Genomic DNA, 24,241 nt, shown 5'->3' with positions numbered 1-24,241 from the left:
CACCGCCCGGCAAGAACCTCCACGGGAAAATGGCCGTGGGTTTCCGGCCCCGCGCGAGAGCTCGTCCAACCGCGGGAAAGGATGAGAGAAAGCGCGGAAAAATGGGGTTTCCTTTTAAGCAACCCGGACTAGTCTCCCTCGCCTTTGCCGAGGTTGGCTCCTCGTGCTAAAGTCCTTCCGCGCGGAGCGGAAACCGCCCCCGCCTCAAGTAACATCATGTCCGATCCATCTCAGAATCGTAGTCCCCAGGGCCCCGGCCCGCGTGGTCCGAACAACGTCCCGGGATTCAACTGGCGTCTTGCGATCTTCCTCGGTCTGGCGCTGCTCGCCTTGGGCGTCGCCTTCTTTTCCAAGGACCTCAACGGCAAGCCGAAGCAGATCAGCTTCAACGAATTCCACAAGAAGTGGGACCAAGGCCTGATCATCACCGATGACTCGCATAAGCCACTGGTCGTCAAAACATCCGATGGCAGCTCGAAGGCCTCCGTGACAGGATGGTATCGGGAAAAGCCGAACCTTGAGAAGCTCGAGACCAAGATCGTGTCGTTCCAGGTTCCATTCGGTCGCCGGACCGAGCAGGAGCAGCAGGTGATTCACGCCCTCGGCGAGCATCTGCCCCAACGCCAGCACGAGGAGCAGTTGCCCGCATCCCTGGAGACCGATGAACTCTACACCCTCTCCGATTTCCGGGGCTCGATGGCCAACGGCTATGTCATCACCGATGATCCGAACCGCCCGCTGACGCTTCACTCGACCGACTACGATGCCATTCTCACCGGCTACGCCCGCGTCCCCGTGGGCCCTCTGCCGGCTCCGAAGGCCGAGGAGCTCCAACAGTTCATCGTCGATACCTCGCTCTACGTGCAGTCCGATGAGATCAGCCGCTTGCTTGCCAACTCCGATGCCAAATACATCAGCGACGACGGCATGTTCGGGCGCATCGTGCTCACCTTCCTGCCCGTGCTGCTGATCATCCTGCTGCTGTTCTTCCTGTTCCGCCAGCAAATGAAGGCCGCCGGCCGGGGTGCCATGTCCTTCGGCAAGTCGAAGGCCCGGCTGCTCACGCGCGATCACAACAAGGTCACCTTCAAGGACGTCGCCGGCATCCAGGAAGCGAAGGAGGAACTGTGGGAGATCGTCGATTTCCTGCGCGATCCCCGCAAGTTCCAGAAGCTCGGCGGATCGATCCCCAAGGGCGTGCTGATGGTCGGTCCTCCCGGCACCGGCAAGACCCTGCTCGCCCGCGCCATCGCCGGCGAGGCGGACGTGCCCTTCTTCTCCATTTCCGGGTCCGACTTCGTCGAAATGTTCGTCGGCGTCGGTGCCTCGCGGGTGCGCGACATGTTCGAGCAGGGCAAGAAGCACGCGCCCTGCCTGATCTTCATCGATGAAATCGACGCCGTCGGCCGCCACCGCGGCCACGGCCTCGGCGGGGGCCACGACGAGCGCGAGCAGACGCTCAACCAGCTGCTCGTCGAAATGGACGGCTTCGATACCCAGGAGGGGATCATCATCATCGCCGCGACCAACCGTCCGGACGTGCTCGATCCCGCCCTGCTGCGGCCCGGCCGTTTCGACCGCCAGGTCACCGTTTCCCTGCCCGATGTGAAGGGCCGCGAGCAGATCCTCGGCGTCCATGCCAAGAAGATCAAACTCTCGCCCGCCACCGAGCTGGGCGTGATCGCCCGCGGAACGCCCGGCTTCTCCGGCGCGGAACTCGCCAACCTGATCAACGAGGCCGCGCTGCTCGCCGCCCGCAAGGGACTCAACGCGGTGACTCTCGCCGAACTCGAGGAAGCGCGCGACAAGGTCCGCTGGGGCCGCGAGCGCCGCAGCCTGGCGCTCAGCGAGAATGAGAAGAAAACGACCGCCTATCACGAGGCCGGCCACGCGCTGCTGCTCGCTACGCTGGAGCATGTCGATCCGCTTCACAAGGTCACCATCATCCCGCGCGGACCCTATCTCGGGGCGGCCTTCCACCTGCCGAAGGAGGACAAGTATCACTTCCACAAGCGGCAGGGCGTGGAGCAGCTCATCGTCACCATGGGCGGCCGCGTGGCCGAGGAAATCACCTTCGGCGACGTGACCAGCGGCGCTTCCGGCGACATCCGCCAGGCCACCCGCCTCGCCCGCCAGATGGTCTGCGAGTGGGGCATGAGCGAGGAACTCGGGATGGTCGAATACGGCGAACATCAGGGCGAGGTTTTCCTGGCCCGCGACATCTCGCGCGATCGCAACTACTCCGAGGCCACCGCCCAGAAGATCGACGCCGAGATCCGCCGCGTGATCGACCGTGCCTACACCGATGCCAAGCGGCTGCTGCTCGAAAAGCGCGACAAGCTGGAACTCATCGCGCAGGCGCTGCTCGAGTATGAGACCCTTGATGCCCATCACATCTTCGACCTCATCGAGCACGGCCAAATGAAGGACCCGCCGAGTTCGCCGAAGCCGCCCTCGCTGCCCGACGAACCGCCCAAGAAGAAGGCCGAGCCCCGCTCGGGCACCCCGGAGGAGGACGATGACGGCCCGCTCCCGGGCACCGTCGCCGGCGCCCCGGCCTGATTTTCCCACCGCTCCGTCCTTGCAAGGCCGGGGCGGTTTGCTTTTCCGGGGAAGGCGACCGGCCGACCGCGCCATGAGACCTTTTCGGAGTTGATGGCGCGCGGCCGATGCCCGACAACGGCGCGGCAATGAAGATTCTCGTGGTAGGGAAGGGCGGGCGCGAGCACGCGTTGGTGAGGGCGCTGGGGGAGAGCCCCGGCGCGCCGGAGGTATTCTGCTTCCCGGGCAGCGATGCGATTTTCAAGATGGCCAAGCCGGTCGATGCCGACGGGCTGGAGTCCCTGATCGAGTGGATGAAGACCCACGCCATCGACCTCTGTGTCGCCGGCGAGGAAAGCTATCTGGTCAAGGACGAGGGGCTCGCCAACCTCTGCAAAAAGGCCGGCATCCCGTGCTGGGGACCGCCGAAGGAATCGGCCCAGCTCGAAGCCTCGAAGGCTTTCGCCAAGGAATTCCTCAAGCGCCACGGCATTCCGACCGGTGGCGCGACCCTGGCCTCCACCGCCGACGAAGCCCGCGCGGCGATCGGCGGCCGCTACCCGGTCGTGCTCAAGTTCGATGGCCTCGCCGCGGGCAAGGGCGTCGCGGTCTGCAACGATGAAACCATCGCCGAGAGCTTCCTCGCCGAAGTGATGGAGCAGCGCCGTTTCGGCCCCGGGGATCTGCTGGTGGAGGAATGCCTGACGGGCCCGGAGGTTTCGATCTTCGCGGCGGTCATCGACGACCGCTATCTGATCTTCACCCCGGCCCGTGACTACAAGCGGCTCGGCGAGGACGATCTCGGCCCGAACACCGGCGGCATGGGTGCGGTCGCTTCGCGGAAACTGGTGGCACCGGAGATGCTGGAGCGCATCGAGCAGGAGATCGTCGCGCCCACCGTGGCCGGCCTCAACCAGGACGGTCTGCCTTACCGGGGCTTCCTGTATTTCGGCCTGATGCTCACGCCCGACGGACCGAAGGTCATCGAATACAACTGCCGCTTCGGCGACCCCGAATGCCAGGCGGTCATGCCGCTGGTCGGCGGCGATCTCGCTGGCTTCTGCCTCGCCGGGGCGAAGGGCGGGTTTTCGCCCGACCTGATCACCTTCGACGATGGCTGGAGCGTCTGCGTGGTGCTCGCTTCGGCCGGCTATCCGGAAAGCTCGCGCTCAGGCGACATCATCCGTGGCATCGACCAAGCCAAACGCGTCGATCACGCCGGCACGCGGCTGGCCGATGACGGCCGCTGGGAAACGAATGGCGGGCGTGTGTTGGCGGTCGTCGCCGGCGGCCCGGACCGCGAGACCGCGGTCAAAGCCGCCCACGCGGAGGCCGACAAGATCTGCTTCGATGGTGTCCAGCGCCGCCGCGACATCGGGATTCTTCACTTCGAAAACGCATGAGCCGCACCCTTGACGCCGACGCCATCGAGGAGGGCGTGCAAGCCCTCGCCAAGGCCATCCGCGAGCGGGTGGGGGACCAGCCGGTCGCCCTCGTGGGCATCCGCAGTCGCGGCGACGAGGTCGCCGAACGGGTCTGCCGGGTGCTGTCCGAGGACGATGCGGACCTGCTCTACGGCACGCTCGACATCTCGCTCTACCGCGACGACTACGAACACCTCCACGAAAACCCGCAGCTTCAGGGCAGCGAGATCGATTTCGAAATCGAGGGCACGCACATCATCCTCGTCGACGACGTCCTTTTCACCGGCCGCACCATCCGCGCGGCGCTCGATGCGCTGTGCGACTATGGCCGCCCCGCCAAGATCGAGCTGGCGGTGCTGATCGATCGCGGTCACCGCGAAATGCCGATCCAGCCGGACTATGTCGGCATCACCCTCGAGACCGACCGTCGGGACCACGTTTACGTTTCGCTGGAAGGCACGGACGGTATCGACCAAGTCGAAGTGAAGACCGCATGAGCCCGCTCCCGGAACGCCGCAAATCCGCCGAGGAGCTCGCCGAGCTGCGGGCGAACCTCGGCATTCCGGATGCCGCGCCTCCGCCGCCCGATCTCAAGCACGAAACGCCGCCGATCCCGGTCAAGCCGCAGGCGGTACCCGATCCGGCACCTGCGCCTCCGCCACCTGCCGAGCCGGAGGAGCCGGTCGAGCGGAAGCCTCACGTCGTCAAATCCCTCAAACGCTCCGAGCGGGGTCCCGTGACTCCTCCGAAGCCGGTGCGGGCGGATCCCCAAGGCAAGCTCCCGACCCGCCGTCACACCCGCGACGAGCTGAAACGCATGCTGATGACCGGGGCGGGCAACGCCCAGGTGCCGATGGAACATCTCAAGCACCTCACGGCCCGGTGGTGGACGGTCGGCTTCTTTTATCTGGCAGGTGGGAGCGGACTGGTCGCGCCCTTGTTTCTCGAAAAACGCGGCCGCCCTTCGGATGTCATGCTTTTCGGTGCGCTCGCCGCCGGGGCCCTCATCATGCTGCTCGGCGCCGGCTGGATCGCCTGGCGGCGGAAACGTTCCTCTCATCACGCCGGGTTCCTTCTGATTCTCTCGATTCTCCTGCTCACCTTCGGAATCCTCCACTTCTTCCCCAACCTGCATGGCTCGTAAGGATCTGCTCGAACTGGCACCCCTCGACCGCGAGGAAATCGACCGCATCCTCGACCAGGCGGTGCCCTTCAAGGAGCTGTTCACCCGCTCGGTCAAAAAAGTCCCGGCGCTCAAGGGCAAGTCGGTGCTGATGCTCTTTTACGAGCCGTCGACCCGCACCCACTCGTCCTTCGAGGTCGCCGCCAAGCGCCTCTCGGCCGACGTCACCAACTTCGACGTTCCCCATTCCTCCGTGGTCAAAGGCGAGTCGGTCCGGGAAACCGTCGAGACTCTGCAGGCGATGCGCACCGACTACATCGTGGTCCGCCACGGCCGCAGCGGCTTGCCGGAAATGATCGCCCGCCAGACCCGCGCCAGCGTCATCAATGCCGGCGATGGCGCCCACGCCCACCCGACCCAGGGGCTCCTCGACGCGTTCACCTTGAAAGAGGTATTTCCCGATCCCGCGGGCAAAAAGGTGCTCATCGTGGGCGACGTGCTGCACAGCCGCGTCGCGCGCTCGACCACCACCATCTTCCGCCGCCTCGGTGTTGAGGTGGCCTTCCTCGGCCCCGGATCGCTCCTGCCGAAACACGGCGCCGAGGGAGTCCGGCGTTTCACCAACTACGCCGACGCCATGGCCTGGGGACCGGACACGGTCTACCTGCTGCGGGTCCAGATGGAGCGCCAGGACGTCCAGTATTTCCCGAGCCTGCGCGAGTACCACCGCGTCTACGGCATCACCACCCAGCGGCTGCGCGAGCTCGATGACAAGGGCATCTATCTCATGCACCCCGGCCCGGTGAACCGCGGTGTAGAGCTCTGCGACGAGGCCATGGACTACCGCCGCAGCCTGATCAACCGGCAGGTGGAGAACGGCATCGCCGTGCGCATGTCGGTGCTCTACTGGCTCAAGCCCGGAGCCGTGACCGGCGAGGAGGCTTGAAAGCATTGCCCGCCCCGGGTGGGCCTGCTAGGGCTCGCCAATGGGAAGCTGCATCGGCATGGTCTTGGGCTCGGGTCTCGGCTCCATCGTGGACAGGATGGAGATCGGCGAGCGGGTTCCTTTCTCCGAGGCCGGCATTCCCACCGCCGGGGTGGCCGGACATCAGGGCGCCTTCCTGCTCGGACGTCTGGCCGGCCGCCCGGTGATCGCCATGGCCGGGCGGGTGCATCTGTATGAGGGCCACGATGCGAAGACCGTCACCGCGGGCGTGCGCTGGATGGCGAAAAAGGGCGTCGGCACGCTGGTCCTGACCAATGCCGCCGGAAGCCTCAGGGAAGACCAGCCACCGGGAAGCTGGATGGTCATTTCCGATCACCTCAACCTCACCGGCACCTCGCCGCTCGAAGGCGGGCCGAACTTCGTCGACATGAGCGCCGTTTACGACCTCGCGATCGGCGAGCGGCTGCGCGCGATCGCCGCCGGCCACGGCTGGCACATGGGGGCGGGTGTCTATGCCGGGCTACGGGGACCGCAGTACGAAACGCCGGCCGAGATCCGGATGCTGCGGACCATGGGGGCCGATGCGGTGGGCATGAGCACCGTGCTGGAAGCCATGGAGGCCAAGCGGATCGGGCTCAAGGTCGTCGGACTTTCCTGCCTGACCAACTACGCCGCCGGCATGCCCAGCGCCACGCTCGACCACGGCGATGTCATGGCCACCGGTCGCAACGCCGCCGACAAGATGATCCGCGTGTTCCGCGAGTGGATGGAATCCTGAGGGGGAGCGAGCCCGCCCTTGGTGACAATCGAAGGCGGGGCTGGATCTTCGCTTGTCCGCATTCTCCGATCTCCGCAGAGTGCCCGCCCGCATGAAAACGCTGACCTTCCGCGATCCGGAGTACCCGGAATTCGTCGCCACCCTGAACCGCCGCGCGATCCCCTCGGACGAGGTGCGCGACACGGTTGCAGGCATCATTTCCGATGTCGCCCAGCGGGGTGACGCGGCTTTGACCGACTACGCGCGGCGCTTCGACCACGCCGAGTTCGGCGACAACGACTGGTGGGTCACGGCGGATGAATTCAAGGCGGCGGAAAAGGCCGTCACGCCGGAAACCAAGAAGGCGATCAAGGCCAGCCTCAAGAACATCACCGAGTTCGCCAAGCGCAGCATGCGCAAGGACTGGTCCTACAAGAACGCCGAGGGCGCTCGCGTGGGCGAGCGCTTCGTGCCCTTCGACCGCGTCGGCGTCTACGTGCCCGGCGGCAAGGCTCCGCTGGTTTCGACCGCGCTCATGACGGCAGGCTTCGCCCGGGCGGCCAAGGTGCCGGAGGTGCTCGCCGCCACTCCGTGCGGGCCGGATGGAAGGGTCAACGATGCCCTGCTCTACGCCCTCAAAGCGGCCGGCGTGACGGAGGTGATCAAGTTCGGCGGCGCGCAGGCGATCGCCGCGATGGCGCTCGGCACGGCGACCATCCGGCCGGTGGACCGGGTCTTCGGCCCGGGAAACAAATTCGTGGTCGAGGCCAAGCGGCAGCTGGTCGGCGCGGTGTCGATCGACCTCCTCCCCGGACCGAGCGAAATCCTGGTGCTGGCCGACAAGACCGGCGACGCCAAATGCATCGCCGCCGACCTGCTCGCCCAGGCCGAACACGGCGGCGACAGTGTGATCGGCTTGGTCACCGATTCCCAGGATCTGCTGGACAAGGTCACTCTGCAGATCGAGCTCCAGGCGGCCACGCTTTCCCGCGGCGACATCATCCGCGAAGTACTAGAGAAGTCGTCGTTCGCCCTGGTGGTGAAAAACCTCGACGAGGCCGTGGCCATCGCCAACGACTTCGCCCCCGAGCACCTTTCGCTGGTGGTGGCCAAGGAGCGCCGGATCCTCAAGCGGATCCGCACCGCCGGCGCGATCTATCTCGGCAATCTCTCACCGGTGGCCGTCGGGGATTTCCTCGCCGGTCCCAGCCACACCCTGCCCACCGGCGGCGGCGGGCGTTCGTTTTCGGGGTTGCGGGCCGACCAGTTCCAGCGCCGCACGAGCATCGTGAAGCTCGGCGAGAAGGCGGTGGCCCGCTCGTTGCCCCACGCCGAGGAGTTCGCCCGCATCGAGGGACTCGACGCCCACGGTCGCTCGGTGGCCGTAAGGATCGAGCAGCCGGCGGCGGAACCCGCGCCGGACAGTTCCATGCCCGAAGCATGAGGCATGTTGGCTGCGGAACGTTGACAAGGCTTGGCCAGCGGTGAAACGTGCCACTGCATTTTCGCATGTGGACCCCCGAAGACACCTATGCGATCGGAAGGATCGACCTCCCTGATGCCAGCACCCACGGCTGGCAGGTGCGCTTGCAGCGTCGGGGGAGGAAGTATGCGAAATACTTCGGCGACCGCCAGTGCGGAGGCCCGAAGCAATCGTATCGCGAGGCCCTTGCCTGGCGCGACGAGCTGTTGGAGGAGCTGGACATCCGCCAGCAACCGGTCGCCCGCGTCTGCCAACGGTCCCGGCGGAATTCTTCCGGAGTCGTCGGCGTTTCGAAGATCGCGGTCAGCGCCGCCAACGGCGAGACCTATCTTTTCTGGCAGGCCACCTGGTCGCCGGCCGTCGGCCAGCGCTGCTGCGTGAAATTCTCCGTCAAACGTCACGGCGACCGGGCGGCTTTTCGTCTGGCGGTCGAGGCGCGGCAACGGGGAATCGGCAAGGAATGACCGGCCGCTTCGGTTTGGACTTGGATTGAGCCACCGAACGTCCTGAATCGGGCCGTGTTCAGCGCCAGCCAATTGACCGAGCCGCAGAAGTCCGACCTCCAGCAATGGGCATCGGAAGGGGCCTCCATCGCCGACCTGCAGAAGCGACTCAAGGAGGAGCACGGCATCGGCATCACCTACATGGACGCCCGCTTCATGGTGCTCGATCTCGGCATCGAGATCATCGAGGAAAAGGAGGAGGCCAACGAGGAGAAAGCCACGGAGGAACCCGAGGTCCTTGAGGCCCCCGCACCCACCGGCGAGGTCAGCGTCAGCGTTGACAGTGTGGCGGTCCCCGGGGCGATGGTCAGCGGCAAGGCGACCTTCTCCGATGGCGGCACGGCCATCTGGATGATCGACCAATACGGCCGCCCGGCGCTCGACCCGGACACGCCCGGCTACCGGCCGACGCAGGAGGACATCGCAAGCTTCCAGAAGAAGCTCAGCGACATCCTGCGCCAGCAGGGGATCTGAGGCCGGGCCGGCTTTTCCGGCTCAGGAAAACCAGCGGACGCCGGCGGCGAAGATCGGCTGGAACTTCTCGCCCGGGACGTTTTTGGCCACGTTCACGCCGCGACGCTCCGAGTGCCCCATCTTGCCGAGCACGCGGCCACAGGGGCTGGTGATGCCCTCGATGGCGGCCACCGAGCCGTTCGGGTTGGTGGCGATGTCCATCGCCGGCTTGCCGTCGATCCCGCAGTATTGCGTGGCGACCTGGCCGGCCTCGATCAGGGACGCGAGCACCGCCGGCGAAGCGACGAACCTGCCCTCGCCGTGGGACAGCGGGATGCGGTGGAGATCACCCGGCTGCGTGAGCGCGAGCCAGGGTGAGCGGTTGTCGACGATCCGCGTGGTGGCGTAGCAGGACAGGTGGCGGCCGATGTCGTTGTGGAACAGCGTCGGGCTGTCGGCGGTCGCCTCGCGGATCTCGCCGTAGGGCACCAAGCCGGTCTTGATCAGGGCCTGGAAACCATTGCAGATGCCGAGGATCAGGCCGTCGCGGTTCTTGAGCAGATCCATCACGGCATCGGCCACTCGCGGGTTGCGCAGGACCGTGGCGATGAATTTGGCCGAGCCATCGGGCTCGTCACCGGCGCTGAAGCCCCCGGGAATGACGAGAATCTGCGACTGGCGGATCTGCCCGGCGAGGCGCTCGATCGACTGCTCGATGTGACGGGTGCTGAGGTTGCGGAACACCTCGATGTGGGTCGCCGCGCCGGCCTCGAGGAAGGCTTTGGCGGAATCGTATTCCGAGTTGGTGCCCGGGAAGGCGGGGATGATGACGCGGGGCTGGGCGATCGGGGAAACGGAGCGCTTCGGGCCGGCGACGCCGGACGCCGGGATAAGCTCGGCATCGCCCTTGGGCGCCTCGTCCGGGCGGGTCGGATACACGGGCTCGAGCGTGGCCGTCCAAGCGTCGATGAGGTCGGAGAGGGCGTGCTTTTCCTCGCCGAGTTCGATCACCGGCTCGGCGGTGACGGTGCCGAGCGTGGTCGCTCCGAAGGAGGCATGCAACGGATCGGCGTGCTCGATGATCAGGGCGGAGGGCCGGGGTTGATAGAAAAAGCCGGCATCTCCGGCGGCGGTCGTTCGGAAACCCAGGTAGTTGCCTGCGCAACTACATGCGAGCGCGTGGGCGATGCCGCCGGTGCCGACGTGCTTCATCGAGAGGATGCCGCCGGACTGGTTGAGGCCATGGAGCTTGGCTGACAAAGTACGGAGGGCGTCGTAGTCGGGAAGACCGTCCGCGGTGGGTTCCACCTCCACGAGGCTGACGGTGGAGCCGGGTTCCTTGAACTCGGGGGAAAGGGCGAGCGAGGCCTTTCCCGGTGCGAGGGCGAAGGAGACGAGGGTCGGGGGGACGTCGAGCTCGTTGAAGGAGCCGGACATCGAATCCTTGCCGCCGATCGCCGCCAGGCGCAGGCCGTGCTGGGCATCGAAGGCCCCGAGCAGGGCGGCGAAGGGCAGGCCCCAGCGGGTGGGATCGCCCCCGAGCTTGGGAAAATACTCCTGCAGCGTGAGCCGGGCGTCCTCGAGGCGGGCGCCGGCGGAGACGAGCTTGAGGACGCTCTCGGTGACCGCCCAGGCGGCTCCGTGGAAGGGCGAGGCGGAACTACGGTAAGGATCGTAGGCCCAGCTCATGAAGCTCGCGGTGTCGGTGTCGCCCTCGAGCAGCGGAATCTTCGCGACCATCGCATCGGGCGGGGTGAGCTGGCGCTCGCCGCCGAAGGGCCAGAGCACGGTCGAGGCCCCGACCGAGCCATCGAACATCTCGCCGAGGCCCTTCTGGGAGGCGAGGTTGAGTGCGGAGAGGTGGGAGGGAAGGTTGCGGCCGGAGGCCGCTGCCACGGCCTGCGGCGGGCCGCCGCAGCGACCGACGCGGACGGTGGCGGTCTGCTGGACGCCGTTGGTGTCGAGGAAGGCGCGGGAGAGATCGACGATCGTCTTGCCGCGCCAAATCATGCGCAGGCGGCCGTGATCGCGGACATCGGCGACTTTCACGCACTCGAGATTTTCGGCATCCGAGGCGGCGATGAAGAAATCGACGTCGGCGGGATCGATGCAGACAGCCATCCGTTCCTGCGACTCGGAAATGGCCAGCTCGGTGCCGTCGAGGCCGTCGTATTTCTTCGGCACGGCATCGAGGTCGATGTCCAGCGAGGGCGCGATCTCGCCGATGGCGACGGACACGCCGCCGGCGCCGAAGTCGTTGCAGATCTTGATCCGCTTCGAGAGGTCCGGATTGCGGAACAGGCGCTGGATTTTCCGCTCGGTGGGTGCGTCGCCCTTCTGGACCTCGGCGGAGTTTTCCAGGGCGGTGTCGGTGTGCTCCTTGGATGATCCGGTGGCCCCGCCGACGCCGTCGCGCCCGGTGCGGCCGCCGATGAGCAGGATCACATCGCCCGTCGCGGGGGTGCCGCGGAAGACGTTGGCGCGCGGCGCGGCGGCGACCACGGCGCCGATTTCGAGACGTTTGGCGACGTAGCCGGGGTGATAGACCTCGGCGACCTGGCCGGTGGCGAGGCCGATCTGGTTGCCATAGGACGAGTAGCCGCGTGCGGCGACCTGGCAGATCTTCCGCTGCGGCAGCTTGCCGGGCAGCGTTTCGGAGACGGGCACGGTGGGATCGGCCGCGCCGGTGACGCGCATCGCCTGATAGACGTAGGAGCGGCCGGAAAGCGGATCGCGGATGCAGCCTCCGAGGCAGGTGGCCGCGCCGCCGAAGGGCTCGATCTCGGTCGGGTGGTTGTGCGTCTCGTTCTTGAACTGGATCAGCCATTCCTCCGGACGGACGGTGCCGTCGGGCTTGGAAATATCGGCCGTGACGACGATCGAGGCGGCGTTGATTTCCTCGGACTCCTCGAGGTTGTCGAGCTCGCCGCTGGCGCGCAGCTCGCGCATGCCGATGAGCGCGATGTCCATCAGGGTGACGTCGCGGTCCTGCCGGCCGAGCTGCTCGCGCACGGACTGGTAGGTTTTCCAAGCCCGTTGGACCGGTTCGGTGCCCTCCTCGAAGGTGACGTCGGTGATTTTCGTGAGGAAAGTGGTGTGGCGGCAGTGGTCGGACCAGTAGGTGTCGAGCATCCGGATCTCGGTGATGCTCGGCGCGCGGCCTTCCTCGTCGCGGAAGTAGCTTTGGCAGAACGCAACGTCCTCCGGCGACATCGCGAGGCCGAAGTCGGCGCGCACCTGGGCGGGATCGGCGGAAACGAAGCCGTCGAGGATGGCGACGTCGGCGGGCACGCCGGGCTTCGACTGGAACGAGGGGGCCTCCAGCGGCACCTCGTGGGAATCGACGGTGTTGATGAGGTAGGCCTTGATGGCGGCCAGCTCATCGTCGCCGAGCGGCCCGGCGGGGATCACGACGCGGGCGGAGGCGACCTTCGGCCGCTCGCCGCTGGTGAGGATCTGGATGCACTGGGCGGCGGAGTCGGCGCGCTGATCGAACTGGCCGGGGAGATACTCGATGACGAAGGGGTGCTCGTTTTCCGAAAGCTCGAGAGCGGCGCTGGTGCGATCGACCTGCGGCTCGCTGAGGATGCCGCGGGCGGCGGCGGCGAACTGGGCGTCATCGAGCCCGTCAAGATCGTAGCGCTGGACGAGGCGCAGGCCTTGCAGATGGGGCACCTCGAGGGATTCCCGGAGTTCGTGGAGGAGGTGGCGCGCTTCGTTGGAGAATTCCGGCGTTTTTTCGACGAAAAGACGGTGCATGAGGGTATCGGGAAACCGCGGAGGTTAGCGGCGGATCCCCCGAGGGCAAGACAGGGTTGACCCCGGATGACACGGGTAGCTCAGGCCTCGCGATAAGGCATGGCCCGGCCGTCCTCGATGCACTCGCAGAGCCAGTCGATCAGGCTGGCGGTTTCCTCACTTTCGCGGCGCAGCGTCTCGAGGGCGCCCCAGTCGATGTGCTGGCGGTGGCGCGGCGCGGCGATGCGCTCGAAGTGGATGCGCTCGATCAGCGCCTCGGTTTCCTTGGGGTGGGCGTTGAGGATGTTGGCGGCGCGCGGGAGGTCCTCGAGCGTCTCCAAATCGATGCCGAAGGAGCTGACGCCGACGCCGAAGGCGGCGTTGAGCGCGCGAAGGCCGTCGGCCAGGGCCTCATCGACGATCGGGGCCGCATAGATCAGCTCGCCGCCCTGGGTCCAGGTGGAGGCGGAGAGGGTCTGGAAAAAGTCCTCCCGGTAGCCGTGGAGCGAGGCCTGGATGCGGAGGCGGGCGCTGGTCAGGCGGAAAGGCGGCAGGCCAAGTCGCTGTTTGAGCGACAACATGCGGGATTCCAGCTTGGTGGCCTCGTCGTGGTCCTCGCCGGTCTGCCAATCGACGAACACCATTTCCGGGAACTTCCACAAGTTGCCAAGGGGCGAGCCGGCGGTGAAGACGTTGCGGAACTCGAACGGGAAGCGGCTGTTCAGCTCGATGAAGCGGCGGACGATGGCGCGGAACTTCTTCACCCGCTCGAGGGCGTGGTCGATGGCCTTCGAGTCCGCTCCGAGATCATCGAGGCGGCCCTGGCTGAGCGACAGCAGCTCCTGCGCGCCGGAAAGGGCGGGGACGGGCGCGGACCGGCGGTAATAGCCCTGGCCCTTCTCGACCTTGGCGATCGGCGAGGCCGGATCGCAGGACATGATCGAGAAATGGTAACGCAGCGAGGCGTCCGAGTAGTTGCCCGAGAGCTGGAGCCGAACGAGGCGAATCAGTTCGGTGCCCTTGATGGCTTCGGAAGGGTTGTTAGGAAGCAGGGACGGAAGGATGTCCGAAAGCTGATTGCGGAGGCTCATGGCAAGGAAATGCAGCCCGGGGGGAGGCTGGCGAATATCCAACGGGAGCGGTCGCCTGGCACACAAGCTCCAATGGTGGCTTTTTTGAGGAAAGCGTCCCCACGGGCGTCGAGTTTTTTTGGGATCGATCCGGCTTGCGCGCCGGTCCGGGCGGCGCGAGAGGGAGACCATGCGCGACTGGCATGCCTTCTGGACCCGTGGGGAAACCCCGTGGGACCGCGGTTCCGCGGCCCCGCCCCTGCTGGAGTTGATGGAACGCGGACATGGCGATTTTTTGAAAGACGCCCGGGTGCTGGTGCCGGGCTGTGGTTCGGGCCACGACGTGCGCGCGCTGGCGGCGGCGGGCGCCCGGCCGGTCGGGCTCGACCTTTCGCCGAAGGCGGTGGAGGTGGCTCAGGGAGCGTCGGCAAACGGCGAACGTTATGAAGTCGGGGATTTCCTCGATGGATCCCGGAGCGGCTACGATGCCCTGTGGGAGCATACCTGCTTCTGCGCCATCGAGCCGCGGCTGAGGGACGATTACGCACGCGCCGCGGCGCAGGCGGTGAAGCCTGGCGGCCGGCTGTTGGCCGTGTTTTACCTCGATCCCGACAACGACGGGGAAGGTCCGCCCTTCGGGGCCACCAAAGCGGAGGTGGGCAGCCGATTCGGCCGGTGGTTTGAGGAAATCGAAGCCTACACGCCGAAACGCGCCTACCCAGGTCGGGAGGGGCGGGAGTGGGTCTTCGTGGGTGAGCGAAATTCCGAAGAAGTTGCGCACGGGCCGGCGGAAGGGTAAGGGATTTCCACAGCAGTTCATGGTTCTCTCGCGCACGATTCTCGCCATGGTTTTCCTCGCGATCCCCGCGTTGGCGGAGCGGCCGTGGATCGATCAGAAGCGTGTTCCGGAATCGCGCGATGACCTGAAGGAGATCCAGCAGCTGATGCAGGCCGCCCTGCCACGTGCCCGCGCGGCCACGGTCTGCATCCAGCTCGGGCAGGGCTCGGGCAGCGGCGTGATCGTCAGCGAGGACGGCCTGATCATGACCGCCGCGCACGTCACCGGCGGGGTGGGTCATGCGTTTTCGGTGATCTTTGAGGATGGCCGCGAGGTGAAAGCGGAGTCGTTGGGCCTCAATTCGGAAACCGACGCCGCGCTGGCGAAGATCGTCGAACCGGGAAAATACCCCTACGTCGAGTTGGCCCGCGACGGCGAGGAAGCGAAGCTGGGCGACTGGGTGTTCGCGCTCGGCCACTCGGGCGGTTTCGACAAGGAGCGGGGCGTGGTTTTCCGCCCGGGACGGATCGTGCGGACCACCACCTCGACCATCCAATCGGACTGCAACCTGATCGGCGGCGATTCCGGCGGACCGCTCTTCGACCTGAACGGCAAGCTGGTGGGGATCCACTCGCGGGTCGGTGCCAAGCTGCCGGAAAACATGCACGTGCCGACGCGCGAGTTCCTCCGGGCGTGGGACGAGCTCAACAAGTCCGAGTTCCTCGGCGAGGGTCCGTTCGCGGAAAAGCCGGAAGTCGGCAAGGCCTTCCTCGGCATTCACGTCGAAGCCCGCGAGGCCGGCGGCGTCGAGATCAAGCGCGTGGGCCGGGAGTCGCCCGCGGAAAAGGCCGGCATGAAGGCGGGCGACGTGATCCTGAGCATCGACGGCCAGCCGTTGCCGGACCGCAAGACCCTCCAGGATTGGCTGGCGACCAAGGCGCCGGACGAACAAGTGGCCTTTGAAATGCTGAGGGACGGATCGAGCGAAACGCTTACCTTGAGATTGGGAGACCGGGATGCTTAGGACGACCCTGCATGCGGTCCTCGCCGGGATGCTGGTGACCAGCGCCCCGGCGGCGATGACCCTGGAAAGCGGCGTCCGCATGGGCGGCCGCGAGATGCACGCTGCCTTCGAGGACGTGCAGCCCTTTCTCCAGAGCGGCAGCGCGGTGTTCAAGCGCGGCAACCACGAGATCATCTTCGGCGTCGTCGTTTCCCCGGAGGGGCACCTGCTCACCAAGGCCAGCGAGCTGGGCGCCATTGAGGACCTCAAGGTCGTCATCGGGGACCGGATCTACGAGCAGCCGGTGCTGCTGGCGGTGGACCCGCAGTGGGACGTGGCGCTGGTAAAGGTCTCCGGCGTCGGGCTTCAGCCGGTCGACCTCGGACGCACCGAGGATCTCGAACGCGGCGAGTGGCTGGTGGCGAACGGCGCGACCACCCGCCGCTATCGGCGGGTGCAGGTCGGCATGGTCGCGGCGAGCCCGCGCGAGGTGAAGCCGAACGGCGGCGCGGTGCTGGGCATTGTTTTCAAGGAGGATGGCGGCCTGGTCGTCTCCGCCGTCAGCGAGGGCAGCGGGGCGGAAAAAGCCGGCATCCAGGAGGGCGACAAGCTGCTGGCCATCGACGGCCGGGACGTCGCGAAAAGGGAGGAGGTGCTCGAGATCCTCGAGGACAAGAGGGTCGGCCAGTCCCTCGCCGTCCGCGTGGAGCGCGATGGCGGACCGGTCGAACTCAAGGTCGTGCTGGCCGGCCGCACCCAGGTCTTCGGGGAGGAGGAAACGCGGAACGACCACATGAGCGGCGATTTCTCGATGCGCCGCACGGGTTTTCCCCGGATCATGCAGCACGACATCATCGGCAACAGCCGCTTCATGGGCGGACCCGTGCTCGACCTCGACGGCCGCTGCGTGGGCATGAACATCGCCCGCTTCAGCCGCTGCGAAACCTATGCCATCCCGGCGCTCGAGCTGCAGCAGCTGGTGCGCTCGCTCATGGATGAGGCGCAGCGGAAGGCGAACGCCGGAGCTTGAGCCAGGCGTCGATCCCGCCGGCCACGTTGACCGCGTCGAGCCCGAGTTCGCGCAACAGCTTGACCGCATGCGATGACCGGCCGCCGGACTTGCAGTGGATGTAGACCCGTCCGTCGTGAGGCACCTCAGCCACGCGCTTTTCCAGCTCCTGGAGCGGGATCAGAAGGCTACCGGGGATCGAGGAAACGGCGTGCTCGTCCGGCCGGCGGACGTCGACCAGCGGCACCGGGCCGGCGGCCAGCAATTCGTCGAGCTGCTCGACCGAGATCGCGGGCATCGAGTCATCGCCCACCGCACAAGAAGCGGAAGCCAGCGTTTCCGCGTTGTGAAGGGAGCGGACGGTGGGCGTTTCCCCGCACAGCCGGCAGCCCGGATCCGGGGCCAGCCGGAGGGTCCGGAAGGAAGTACGCAGCGCGTCGTAGCAAAGCAGCTTGCCCAGCGGCGGCTCGCCGAGCCCGAGCAGCAGCTTGATGGCCTCCATGGCCTGCAGACTACCGATGATGCCCGGCAGCACGCCGAGCACGCCGGCCTCTTCGCAGCTCGGGGCCGCGCCCGCCGGCGGCACCGTAGGCAGCATGCAGCGGAAGCACGGCCCTCCCAAGTGCGGGGCGAACACGGTGACCTGGCCCTCGAAGCGGAAAATCGATCCGTAAACGCAGGGCTTTTTCTGCAGGAAACAGACGTCGTTGGTGAGGAAGCGGGTCGGGAAGTTGTCGCAACCGTCGAGCACCAGATCGTAGCGGCCGACCATCTCCCCGGCGTTGTCCGGAGTGAGCCGGCAGGAGTGGGTCTCCACCTCGATGTGCGGATTCGCCTCCCGCAGCCGCGCGGCCGCGCTGGAGAGCTTCGGTTTCCCGACCCACGACTCGCCGTGGAGGATCTGGCGCTGGAGATTGGAGCGGTCGACCACGTCGTCATCGACCAGCCCCAACCGCCCCACGCCGGCGGCGGCGAGGTAGAGCGCGGCCGGGGAGCCGAGCCCGCCGGTGCCCACCAGCAGCACGGACGAGCGCTTCAGGCGCAGCTGGCCCTCGGGTCCGATGCCGGGGACCGTGAGGTGGCGGGCGTAGCGTTCCAGTTCGGCGGTGGTCAGGTCCATGGGCGCGGGCAAGCTACGCGCCGATGGCGGGGCTTGGCAACCTGCCAGCCGCGGGGGAATCCCCACTTGACGAGGCGGCGGCGGGGGCGGAGGGAAGGGCATGGCAGAGACCCCATCCACCTTCATGCTCAAGCCGGGCGATCCGGCCCCCTCGTTCGAGCTCCCCGATCCGCAGGGGAAACGGCACGCGTGGAATGAGGTGGCCGGGCCGCGGGGCACGCTGGTGGTGTTTGCCTGCAACCACTGCCCCTATGTGATCCTGATCGCCGATACCTTGGGCAAGCTGGCGGCGGAGTGGAAAACGAAAGGCCTCGGCGTGGTCGCGATTTCCTCCAACGATATCGAGAACTACCCTCAGGACGCGCCCGCGCACATGGCGGCCTTTGCCGCGGAGCACGGCTGGGGATTTCCCTATCTCCACGACGATTCCCAGGACGTCGCCAAGGCCTTCGGGGCCGCATGCACGCCGGATTTCTTCCTCTTCGATGGCAACGGCGAACTTTTCTATGCGGGCCAGTTCGACGACTCCCGGCCCAGGAATGGCACCCAACCGGATGGCGGCGATCTGGCGTCCGCCGTCGAGGTGATGCTGGCGGGAAGCCCCGCTCCCGCCGAGGTCCGTCCGAGCACCGGTTGCAACATCAAATGGAAGCCCGGCAACGAGCCGGCCTACTTCGGCTGAAGCCATCGCGGTCGATCCGTGGTTGCACCCGCGGACCGGTCGAAATTAGGATTTCCCAATGGACGCCATCATCCGCCAACTCGCCGCAGGAGAGGATCTGAGCCCCCGGCAGGTCGAAGTCGCGGCGGCCCTGCTGCTCGACGAAAAGGGCGAGGAAGACAAGAAGCTGCGCCTGCTGGAGCTGCTCTCCGCCAAGGGTGAAACGGCGGCGGAAATCGCCGGTTTCGTGGAGGCCTTCCTCGAGCAGGCGGTCAATCCCCATGTCGGACTGGCGGACGTCGAAGGGCCGACGATCGACGTCTGCGGCACGGGTGGCGACAAGCTGAACCTGTTCAATGTTTCCACCACCACCATGTTCGTGGTGGCGGCCGCCGGGGCGGTGGTGGTGAAACACGGCAATCGCGGGATCACCTCGAAGAGCGGCGGCGCGGACGTATTGGAAGCCCTCGGTGTCCGCCTCGACCTTCCGGCGGAAGGGTTCCGCACCTGCCTTGAGAAGGCGGGCGTCGGCTTTCTTTTCGCGCCCTCCTACCACCCGGCCTTCAAGGCCGTGGCCGGTGTGCGCAAGCAGCTCGCGGAGCGGGGGATCCGCACGATCTTCAATCTGATCGGCCCGCTCCTGAACCCGGGACGGCCGCAGTGCCAGTTGGTCGGCGTTTTCGAACGCTCGCTGTGTCCGGTGTTCGCCGAGATCCTCCAGCGGCTCGGGCGGGAAAGCGCGTGGGTGGTCCACGGCACCACCAGCGATGGTCGCTCGGTCGATGAGGTCAGCCTGCTCGGCTCCACCCGGATCTGCAAGGCCGGCACCTTTCAGGACCTGTTGGATGAGGAGATCCGACCCCGCGACCTGGGCCTCGCCCATGCCGAGATCGCCGACCTTCAGGGGGGCGACGCCGCCGTCAATGCCGCCATTTTGGAAAACATCCTGGCCGGCAAGGACACCGGTCCGAAGGCGGACATGGTCCTCATCAACGCCGGCACCGCGATCGCCTGCTGCGGACTGGCCGACGACATCGGTGGCGGCATCGAACTCGCCCGGGCCGTGATTTCCGACGGCAGCGCGCTCGAACGGCTGCGGCTCCTGCAGGCCACGGCCCGCTGAGCTCCAGCCGCCTCAGTTGATCGTCGGCGTGATCGTGAAGATGCCGGTCGTGGCGCGGAAGGCGTCGTGCATCTTCATCTTCTTCTTTTCGTGGCCGGCGCCCCAGGAGTCGGAGAAGATCACCTTTTTCTCGTCGAGATTGTAGCCGATGATCAGCCGCATGTGGCCTCCCACGGCCTGCTCGGAGATCGGAGGCTCCTCCGGAAAATGACCGAGCTGGAGCGACCACAGGAGCGGGATGCCCGCATCGATGTGCCGGACCAGTTGCTTTTCGAAATCCTTCTCATCGAATTCCGATCCGGGGTCGAAGCGATCTCCCGAACGGACTTTCACGCTGTAGAGCCGACCGCTGGTGAACTCGATGCCGAGCACATCGAAACGCGTCTTGAAGCGGTAATCGATCGTCCCAAGCAGCTTCATCACCGCCAGCGAAGAAGTTCCGGCGCGAGCGTCGGACTCCGCCATCTCCGCGATCTGGTGCTGGTCGCAGGGGATGCCGTAGTGCTCGAACAGGCGCTGGATCGAGGCCACCACGCAGTATCCCTTCGGGCCTTGGTCGACCATGGGGATGTCCCTGATCCATACGTCCCCTCCCTGGTGGGTGACGTGGTCAGGCAGATCCGACTTGCGCACGCGACTGTCGTTTCCGGACCTCACGGAGTTGGCGATCGGGCCGCTCGCTCCCCGCGGGGCAAGGCGCAGCCGCAGGAATTCGAGCGATCCCTGGGCGGCCTCCGGATTGCGTTCGAGGACGGCCATGCTCTGTCGGTCGAACCAGCTCCAGCCTTCGGTCAGAAGTCCCTGTTTGGCGTCCGGCTTGCGGGACATCGCCCGCCCCGAGATACGTTGCTTCATCTCCTTCCCCGTATTGAGAAAGCGCTGTTGAAATTCCTCCACGCCCACGTCCTTGCTGTCGGCACGGTTGTAGATGCTGATGCTGACTCCGCTGACTTTTCCCTCGTTGAAATCGACCGTCACCTCCTCGCAGGGCACCTCGCCGCCGAACATGAGGAACTTCGTTTTCCGGCCGAGCGGCCATTTCATGAAAACCGCGCGGTCCCGGTCCTGGGTCATCCAGGAAAAGCAGAACGGATTCTCGTCTCCGTCGCTTTCTTCCTCCTCGGTGCCGCCGGGGATCTCCGGGCAGGCAAAGATGGTCTCGAACTTGTCCTGGTCGATCTCGAAACTGGCAGGAATGTCGAGCAGCGGGTCGAAGGAAACCTCAACGCCGGTCTCTTTCCAAACCGCTTGAGAAAAGACCGGGAGAGCGGCGAGCAGAAAAACAAGCAGGCAACGCATGGGGATCAAACACTGACACGGCAGGCGGGGCAGACCAAGGCAGGAAACCGTGCGGCCGGATTTCCGCGAAGAAAAATCAACCGAGTAGCCACAGGAGGGGCTTGGGGAAAACACCGAACACCAGCACGGCGATCCCCAGGGTGGAAACCACCACGCGGCTGATGGCGGGAAGGTTGAGCGGGCCGGCACCTTCCGCGGCGTCCGCCCACCAGATCGCGCGGATCAGCTTGAAGTAGTAGTAGAAGCCGGCTGCGGCACCGATGGTGGCGGCGGCGACGCACCACCAGAGGCCTTGGTGGACGGCGAGTGAAAAGACGAAGAACTTGCCCCAGAAGCCGACAGTCAGCGGCACGCCGGCCATGGCGGCCATGACGATGGTCAGGGTGTGCGCGAGCAGCGGGGAGCGCTGGCCGAGACCGTTGAAGGCGTCGATTTCCTCGGAACCGCTCTGGATCCGGACCTGGGCGAGGATGAAGAACGCCGCCAGGGTCATGATCAGGTAGGTGGCCAGGTAGAAGCCGACGGTCGCGGTCGAGCCGGGGTCGGTGGCCGAGGCCTCGCCCCATGAGGCGAGCGCGAGCGTCAGAAATCCGGCGTGGGCGATCGACGAGTAGGCGAGCAGACGCTTGAAGTTCGACTGGCCAATGGCGGCGAGGTTGCCGACCAGCAACGTGGCCCCGGCCATGATGGCGAGCATGATCATCACCTGCGCGGCGACCGGCGAGCCGGGTTGCAGGAAGGGCTCGAGGAAACGGATCAGCAGCACGAAGCCGGCGGCCTTGGAGCCCACGGAAAGGAAGGCCGTGGTGGGAGTTGGCGCGCCTTGATAGACGTCGGGAATCCAGACCTGCATCGGCACCGCGCCGATCTTGAAGCCGAGGGCGACCAAGACGAGGCCGATGCCCAACAGCAGGGCGGGAATGTTCTGACCGGCGGCGGCGTTCGCGGTGTCGGTGAGGAACTCGCGGGTTTCCGGGGCCACCGAAGCGATCGAGGCCGGCGTGCCCATGGCTCCTTCGACCGGGGCCAGCTGGGCGGTATCGACCAGACTGCTGCCAATTTGCTCAAGGTTCATCGTGCCGGTGGCGCCGTAAATCCAAGCGATGCCGTAGACGAGGAAACCGGTGCTCAGGGCACCGAGGATGAGATATTTCACGCCGGCCTCGAGCGAGCCGGCATTACGGCGCAGGTAGGCGACGAGGATGTAGAAGGTGATGGTGACCAGCTCGAGCGCGACAAAAGCACCGGCCAAGTCTTTGGCGGACGCCATCCACATCATGCCGGCGCAGGCGAAGACGGGCAGGGCGTAGTATTCGCCGGTGGCGGCCTCGCTGTCCGGGTGGTCGGTGAAACGGGCAAGGATCGAGCGATAATCGATGGAGAGCAGGATCACCAGCGCCGTGCAAACGAGCGCGAAGCCCTTGTAGAATCGGGCGGTGGCGTCGTAGGCGTAGAAGTTCCACAGCGGCCATTCCGCCCATTTGGCGCCATCGGCAGCCTTGTCGGGACCGATCGCGAACAGGTTGAGGATGAAAAGAAAGCCGAGGCCGAAGGCGGCAATGATGCCGATGTGGCGTTTGGTGTGCGCGGGACCGAAGGCTTCGAGCATCAGGAGGACGATGCCGAGCGTAACGGTCAGGGCTTCGAGATAGTAGGCGGGCATGGGAAAAAAGGTCTTTCTTATAGGTCCGATGGTCCTATTTCAGAAGGCTGAGCAGCAGGTTCGGAAAGATCCCCACCGCAAGAAGCACGACCGCCAGCAGCAGGGCGGGAGCGCGTTCGCACCAGGAGAGGTCGGTGGCACCTTCGGTGGTCGGGCGGACCGGGCCCTGGAAGGTCCGGCGGAAGGCGCGCAGGCCGTAAACCGCGCTGATGACCACGCCCCAGATGGCGAGGATGCAGGTGATCTGCACCGGGCCGAGGCCGGCGGCGGGGTCGTAGTTACGGAAGGAGGAAATGAAGACCATCACCTCGCCGGCGAAGTTCGCCAGGCCGGGCAGGCCGATGCTGGCCATGGTGACGAGGCCGAACAGGAAGGCGAGGCCGGGGGCGGGCTTGGCGAGGCCACCGAGGTCGGCCATGTCGAGCGAGCCGGTCTTCCGCTCGATGCGATCCGCGAGCCCGAAGGCCATAGCGATCGAGATGCCGTGGGCGAACATCAGCAGCACGGCGGCAGGCTGGGCGAGGTCGTTGGTGAAACGGGCTGCTGAAGCGAGGGTCACAGCTTCGCTATCCACGATGGTTCCAGCCAGAGCCTCTCCTTGGTAACTGGCCGCCAGCGCCGCGATGGCGAGGAAGATGTAGCCCATGTGCATGACCGACGAGTTGCCGAGCACGCCGTCGAGGCGCTTCTGGTTGATGGTCACGTAGCCGACCCAGAGGATGTTGCCGAGCAGCAGCACGCAGAGCGGCGTGAGCCAGGCCTCCATGCCTTCGGGCACCAGTGGGATGGCGAGGCGGAGCAGGCCGTAGAGGCCGAACTTTTTCAACACACCGGCGTGGAGCATCGCGGTCGGGGCCGGGGCGCTGGCGTAGGCCGGGGCGGCCCAGGAATGGAAGGGGAAGAGCGAGATGAGGATGCCGAAGCCGACGATCAGCAGGGCGGCGATGCCCTTTTGCGCGGCGGGATCGACCGGGCCGTTTTCAAGCATCTGCGGGATGCTGAAAGTACCGGTCAGGTTGGCGAGCCACAGCAGTCCGGCGAGCAGGACCAGCGAGCCGAAGCCCAGATAGATGGTGATCTTCCAAGCGATGGCGCGACGGTCGCCGCGGCCCATGATGCCGATCATGAGAAAGGTCGGGATCAGGGCGAGTTCGTGGAAAGCGTAAAAGAAGAACAGGTCGGTCGCGACGAAGGCTCCGATGGCACCGGCGGAGATCAGCAGCGAGGAGGCGTAGTAGAGCTTTTCCCGGCCCTCGGGAGACTTGCCGGAAAGTATGGCAGCCATCGTCACGATCACCGCCAGCAGCAGCATGATCACGCTCATGCCGTCGTAGAGGCCGAGCGAGAGGTGGATTTCCGGGGTGCTGACCACGCCGAGCGAGAAATTCCAGAAGCCGGCCTTCGGAGTGAAGGCAGCGGCAAGGCCGAGGGCGAGGTTGAGGCCGGCGGCGGCGATCGCGGCGAGGCGGGGTTTGGTGCCGCCGAGGATGGCGAACGCCGCGAGGATGGGGATGAGAACGAGGGCGAGGAGCATGGGAAACGCGGGC

General features: G+C 66.2%; 20 protein-coding genes. 14 read left to right on the top strand and 6 right to left on the bottom strand.

What is annotated here, in order from left to right; all coding sequences use genetic code 11:
- Positions 1–216 precede the first annotated feature (216 nt).
- The 9 genes from ftsH to ABXH26_RS13895 all read left to right on the top strand — a co-directional run bounded on the left by ftsH (position 217) and on the right by ABXH26_RS13895 (position 9,251).
- Positions 217–2,562 carry an ATP-dependent zinc metalloprotease FtsH gene (ftsH, locus tag ABXH26_RS13935; protein WP_353567691.1) on the top strand — a complete coding sequence of 782 codons (2,346 nt, stop codon included), beginning with the start codon at positions 217–219 and terminating at the stop codon, positions 2,560–2,562.
- A gap of 107 nt (positions 2,563–2,669) precedes the next feature.
- Positions 2,670–3,944: a phosphoribosylamine--glycine ligase gene (gene purD, locus ABXH26_RS13930; protein ID WP_353567690.1), complete on the top strand. Its 1,275-nt coding sequence runs from the start codon at positions 2,670–2,672 to the stop codon at positions 3,942–3,944.
- Positions 3,941–4,462 (top strand): bifunctional pyr operon transcriptional regulator/uracil phosphoribosyltransferase PyrR, encoded by a 522-nt coding sequence (pyrR, locus tag ABXH26_RS13925; protein WP_353567689.1) that lies wholly within the window; start codon positions 3,941–3,943, stop codon positions 4,460–4,462. Before purD ends, pyrR begins: the two co-directional genes overlap by 4 nt.
- Entirely contained in the window at positions 4,459–5,109 is a 651-nt protein-coding gene (locus ABXH26_RS13920) for a hypothetical protein (protein WP_353567688.1), read from the top strand. Before pyrR ends, ABXH26_RS13920 begins: the two co-directional genes overlap by 4 nt.
- The gene (locus ABXH26_RS13915; protein ID WP_353567687.1) at positions 5,099–6,034 is read left to right on the top strand and encodes an aspartate carbamoyltransferase catalytic subunit; all 936 of its coding nucleotides are present in this window, start codon (positions 5,099–5,101) and stop codon (positions 6,032–6,034) included. Before ABXH26_RS13920 ends, ABXH26_RS13915 begins: the two co-directional genes overlap by 11 nt.
- Before the next feature lie 58 nt (positions 6,035–6,092).
- A complete protein-coding gene (locus ABXH26_RS13910) occupies positions 6,093–6,812 on the top strand; it encodes a purine-nucleoside phosphorylase (protein ID WP_353567686.1) in 720 nt (239 codons plus the stop codon).
- 91 nt (positions 6,813–6,903) lie between these two features.
- A complete protein-coding gene (hisD, locus tag ABXH26_RS13905; RefSeq protein ID WP_353567685.1) occupies positions 6,904–8,235 on the top strand; it encodes a histidinol dehydrogenase in 1,332 nt (443 codons plus the stop codon).
- A gap of 65 nt (positions 8,236–8,300) precedes the next feature.
- A complete protein-coding gene (locus ABXH26_RS13900; protein ID WP_353567684.1) occupies positions 8,301–8,738 on the top strand; it encodes a hypothetical protein in 438 nt (145 codons plus the stop codon).
- A gap of 54 nt (positions 8,739–8,792) precedes the next feature.
- The gene (locus tag ABXH26_RS13895; RefSeq protein WP_353567683.1) at positions 8,793–9,251 is read left to right on the top strand and encodes a hypothetical protein; all 459 of its coding nucleotides are present in this window, start codon (positions 8,793–8,795) and stop codon (positions 9,249–9,251) included.
- Positions 9,252–9,272: 21 nt separating this feature from the next.
- Here the strand turns inward: ABXH26_RS13895 and ABXH26_RS13890 are convergent, their stop codons facing one another.
- On the bottom strand, positions 9,273–12,989 hold the full coding sequence (locus ABXH26_RS13890) for a phosphoribosylformylglycinamidine synthase (protein ID WP_353567682.1): 3,717 nt from the start codon (positions 12,987–12,989) through the stop codon (positions 9,273–9,275).
- Positions 12,990–13,069: 80 nt separating this feature from the next.
- Complete coding sequence (locus ABXH26_RS13885) at positions 13,070–14,059, bottom strand: hypothetical protein (protein WP_353567681.1); 990 nt, start codon at positions 14,057–14,059, stop codon at positions 13,070–13,072.
- Positions 14,060–14,228: 169 nt separating this feature from the next.
- Here ABXH26_RS13885 and ABXH26_RS13880 point away from each other — a divergent pair, with 169 nt between their 5' ends.
- The 3 genes from ABXH26_RS13880 to ABXH26_RS13870 are packed head-to-tail and all read left to right on the top strand — an operon-like array spanning position 14,229 to position 16,849.
- Positions 14,229–14,837, top strand: a complete 609-nt coding sequence (locus ABXH26_RS13880) for a methyltransferase domain-containing protein (RefSeq protein WP_353567680.1) — start codon at positions 14,229–14,231, stop codon at positions 14,835–14,837.
- 19 nt (positions 14,838–14,856) lie between these two features.
- Positions 14,857–15,840, top strand: coding sequence for a S1C family serine protease (locus ABXH26_RS13875; RefSeq protein ID WP_353567679.1), 984 nt, complete (start codon positions 14,857–14,859; stop codon positions 15,838–15,840).
- Complete coding sequence (locus tag ABXH26_RS13870) at positions 15,833–16,849, top strand: S1C family serine protease (RefSeq protein WP_353567678.1); 1,017 nt, start codon at positions 15,833–15,835, stop codon at positions 16,847–16,849. The genes ABXH26_RS13875 and ABXH26_RS13870 overlap by 8 nt, the downstream gene beginning before the upstream one ends.
- Here the strand turns inward: ABXH26_RS13870 and moeB are convergent.
- Positions 16,809–17,948, bottom strand: coding sequence for a molybdopterin-synthase adenylyltransferase MoeB (gene moeB, locus ABXH26_RS13865; protein WP_353567677.1), 1,140 nt, complete (start codon positions 17,946–17,948; stop codon positions 16,809–16,811). The genes ABXH26_RS13870 and moeB overlap by 41 nt on opposite strands.
- Before the next feature lie 100 nt (positions 17,949–18,048).
- On the opposite strand from moeB, the gene ABXH26_RS13860 reads away from it, so the two are divergent.
- Positions 18,049–18,630 (top strand): thioredoxin family protein, encoded by a 582-nt coding sequence (locus ABXH26_RS13860; protein WP_353567676.1) that lies wholly within the window; start codon positions 18,049–18,051, stop codon positions 18,628–18,630.
- Positions 18,631–18,688: 58 nt separating this feature from the next.
- Positions 18,689–19,732: an anthranilate phosphoribosyltransferase gene (gene trpD / locus ABXH26_RS13855; RefSeq protein ID WP_353567675.1), complete on the top strand. Its 1,044-nt coding sequence runs from the start codon at positions 18,689–18,691 to the stop codon at positions 19,730–19,732.
- Positions 19,733–19,744: 12 nt separating this feature from the next.
- On the opposite strand, the gene ABXH26_RS13850 is transcribed toward trpD, so the two are convergent.
- From ABXH26_RS13850 to ABXH26_RS13840, 3 genes are all read right to left on the bottom strand, one after another.
- Positions 19,745–21,031, bottom strand: a complete 1,287-nt coding sequence (locus tag ABXH26_RS13850) for a C39 family peptidase (protein WP_353567674.1) — start codon at positions 21,029–21,031, stop codon at positions 19,745–19,747.
- A gap of 76 nt (positions 21,032–21,107) precedes the next feature.
- Positions 21,108–22,694 (bottom strand): NADH-quinone oxidoreductase subunit N, encoded by a 1,587-nt coding sequence (locus tag ABXH26_RS13845; RefSeq protein ID WP_353567673.1) that lies wholly within the window; start codon positions 22,692–22,694, stop codon positions 21,108–21,110.
- A 34-nt stretch (positions 22,695–22,728) separates the two neighbouring features.
- Entirely contained in the window at positions 22,729–24,228 is a 1,500-nt protein-coding gene (locus tag ABXH26_RS13840; protein WP_353567672.1) for a complex I subunit 4 family protein, read from the bottom strand.
- Positions 24,229–24,241 lie beyond the last annotated feature (13 nt).

Source organism: Haloferula sargassicola (genome assembly GCF_040362925.1).
Classification (GTDB): domain Bacteria; phylum Verrucomicrobiota; class Verrucomicrobiia; order Verrucomicrobiales; family Akkermansiaceae; genus Haloferula; species Haloferula sargassicola.
The sequence above is the reverse complement of the archived record's forward strand: the minus strand, read 5'-3'. Positions and strand labels throughout refer to the sequence as shown.

Bases quoted from the DNA above. Each gene is read 5' to 3' on its own strand.
- ABXH26_RS13910 (WP_353567686.1), top strand. From the start codon at position 6,093: ATGGTCTTGGGCTCGGGTCTCGGCTCCATCGTGGACAGGATGGAGATC.
- ABXH26_RS13850 (WP_353567674.1), bottom strand. From the start codon at position 21,031: ATGCGTTGCCTGCTTGTTTTTCTGCTCGCCGCTCTCCCGGTCTTTTCT.
- purD (WP_353567690.1), top strand. From the start codon at position 2,670: ATGCCCGACAACGGCGCGGCAATGAAGATTCTCGTGGTAGGGAAGGGC.
- ABXH26_RS13880 (WP_353567680.1), top strand. From the start codon at position 14,229: ATGCGCGACTGGCATGCCTTCTGGACCCGTGGGGAAACCCCGTGGGAC.
- ABXH26_RS13860 (WP_353567676.1), top strand. From the start codon at position 18,049: ATGGCAGAGACCCCATCCACCTTCATGCTCAAGCCGGGCGATCCGGCC.
- ABXH26_RS13870 (WP_353567678.1), top strand. From the start codon at position 15,833: ATGCTTAGGACGACCCTGCATGCGGTCCTCGCCGGGATGCTGGTGACC.
- trpD (WP_353567675.1), top strand. From the start codon at position 18,689: ATGGACGCCATCATCCGCCAACTCGCCGCAGGAGAGGATCTGAGCCCC.
- ftsH (WP_353567691.1), top strand. From the start codon at position 217: ATGTCCGATCCATCTCAGAATCGTAGTCCCCAGGGCCCCGGCCCGCGT.
- ABXH26_RS13915 (WP_353567687.1), top strand. From the start codon at position 5,099: ATGGCTCGTAAGGATCTGCTCGAACTGGCACCCCTCGACCGCGAGGAA.
- ABXH26_RS13845 (WP_353567673.1), bottom strand. From the start codon at position 22,694: ATGCCCGCCTACTATCTCGAAGCCCTGACCGTTACGCTCGGCATCGTC.
- pyrR (WP_353567689.1), top strand. From the start codon at position 3,941: ATGAGCCGCACCCTTGACGCCGACGCCATCGAGGAGGGCGTGCAAGCC.
- ABXH26_RS13875 (WP_353567679.1), top strand. From the start codon at position 14,857: ATGGTTCTCTCGCGCACGATTCTCGCCATGGTTTTCCTCGCGATCCCC.
- ABXH26_RS13885 (WP_353567681.1), bottom strand. From the start codon at position 14,059: ATGAGCCTCCGCAATCAGCTTTCGGACATCCTTCCGTCCCTGCTTCCT.
- ABXH26_RS13920 (WP_353567688.1), top strand. From the start codon at position 4,459: ATGAGCCCGCTCCCGGAACGCCGCAAATCCGCCGAGGAGCTCGCCGAG.
- moeB (WP_353567677.1), bottom strand. From the start codon at position 17,948: ATGGACCTGACCACCGCCGAACTGGAACGCTACGCCCGCCACCTCACG.
- ABXH26_RS13900 (WP_353567684.1), top strand. From the start codon at position 8,301: ATGTGGACCCCCGAAGACACCTATGCGATCGGAAGGATCGACCTCCCT.
- ABXH26_RS13890 (WP_353567682.1), bottom strand. From the start codon at position 12,989: ATGCACCGTCTTTTCGTCGAAAAAACGCCGGAATTCTCCAACGAAGCG.
- hisD (WP_353567685.1), top strand. From the start codon at position 6,904: ATGAAAACGCTGACCTTCCGCGATCCGGAGTACCCGGAATTCGTCGCC.
- ABXH26_RS13840 (WP_353567672.1), bottom strand. From the start codon at position 24,228: ATGCTCCTCGCCCTCGTTCTCATCCCCATCCTCGCGGCGTTCGCCATC.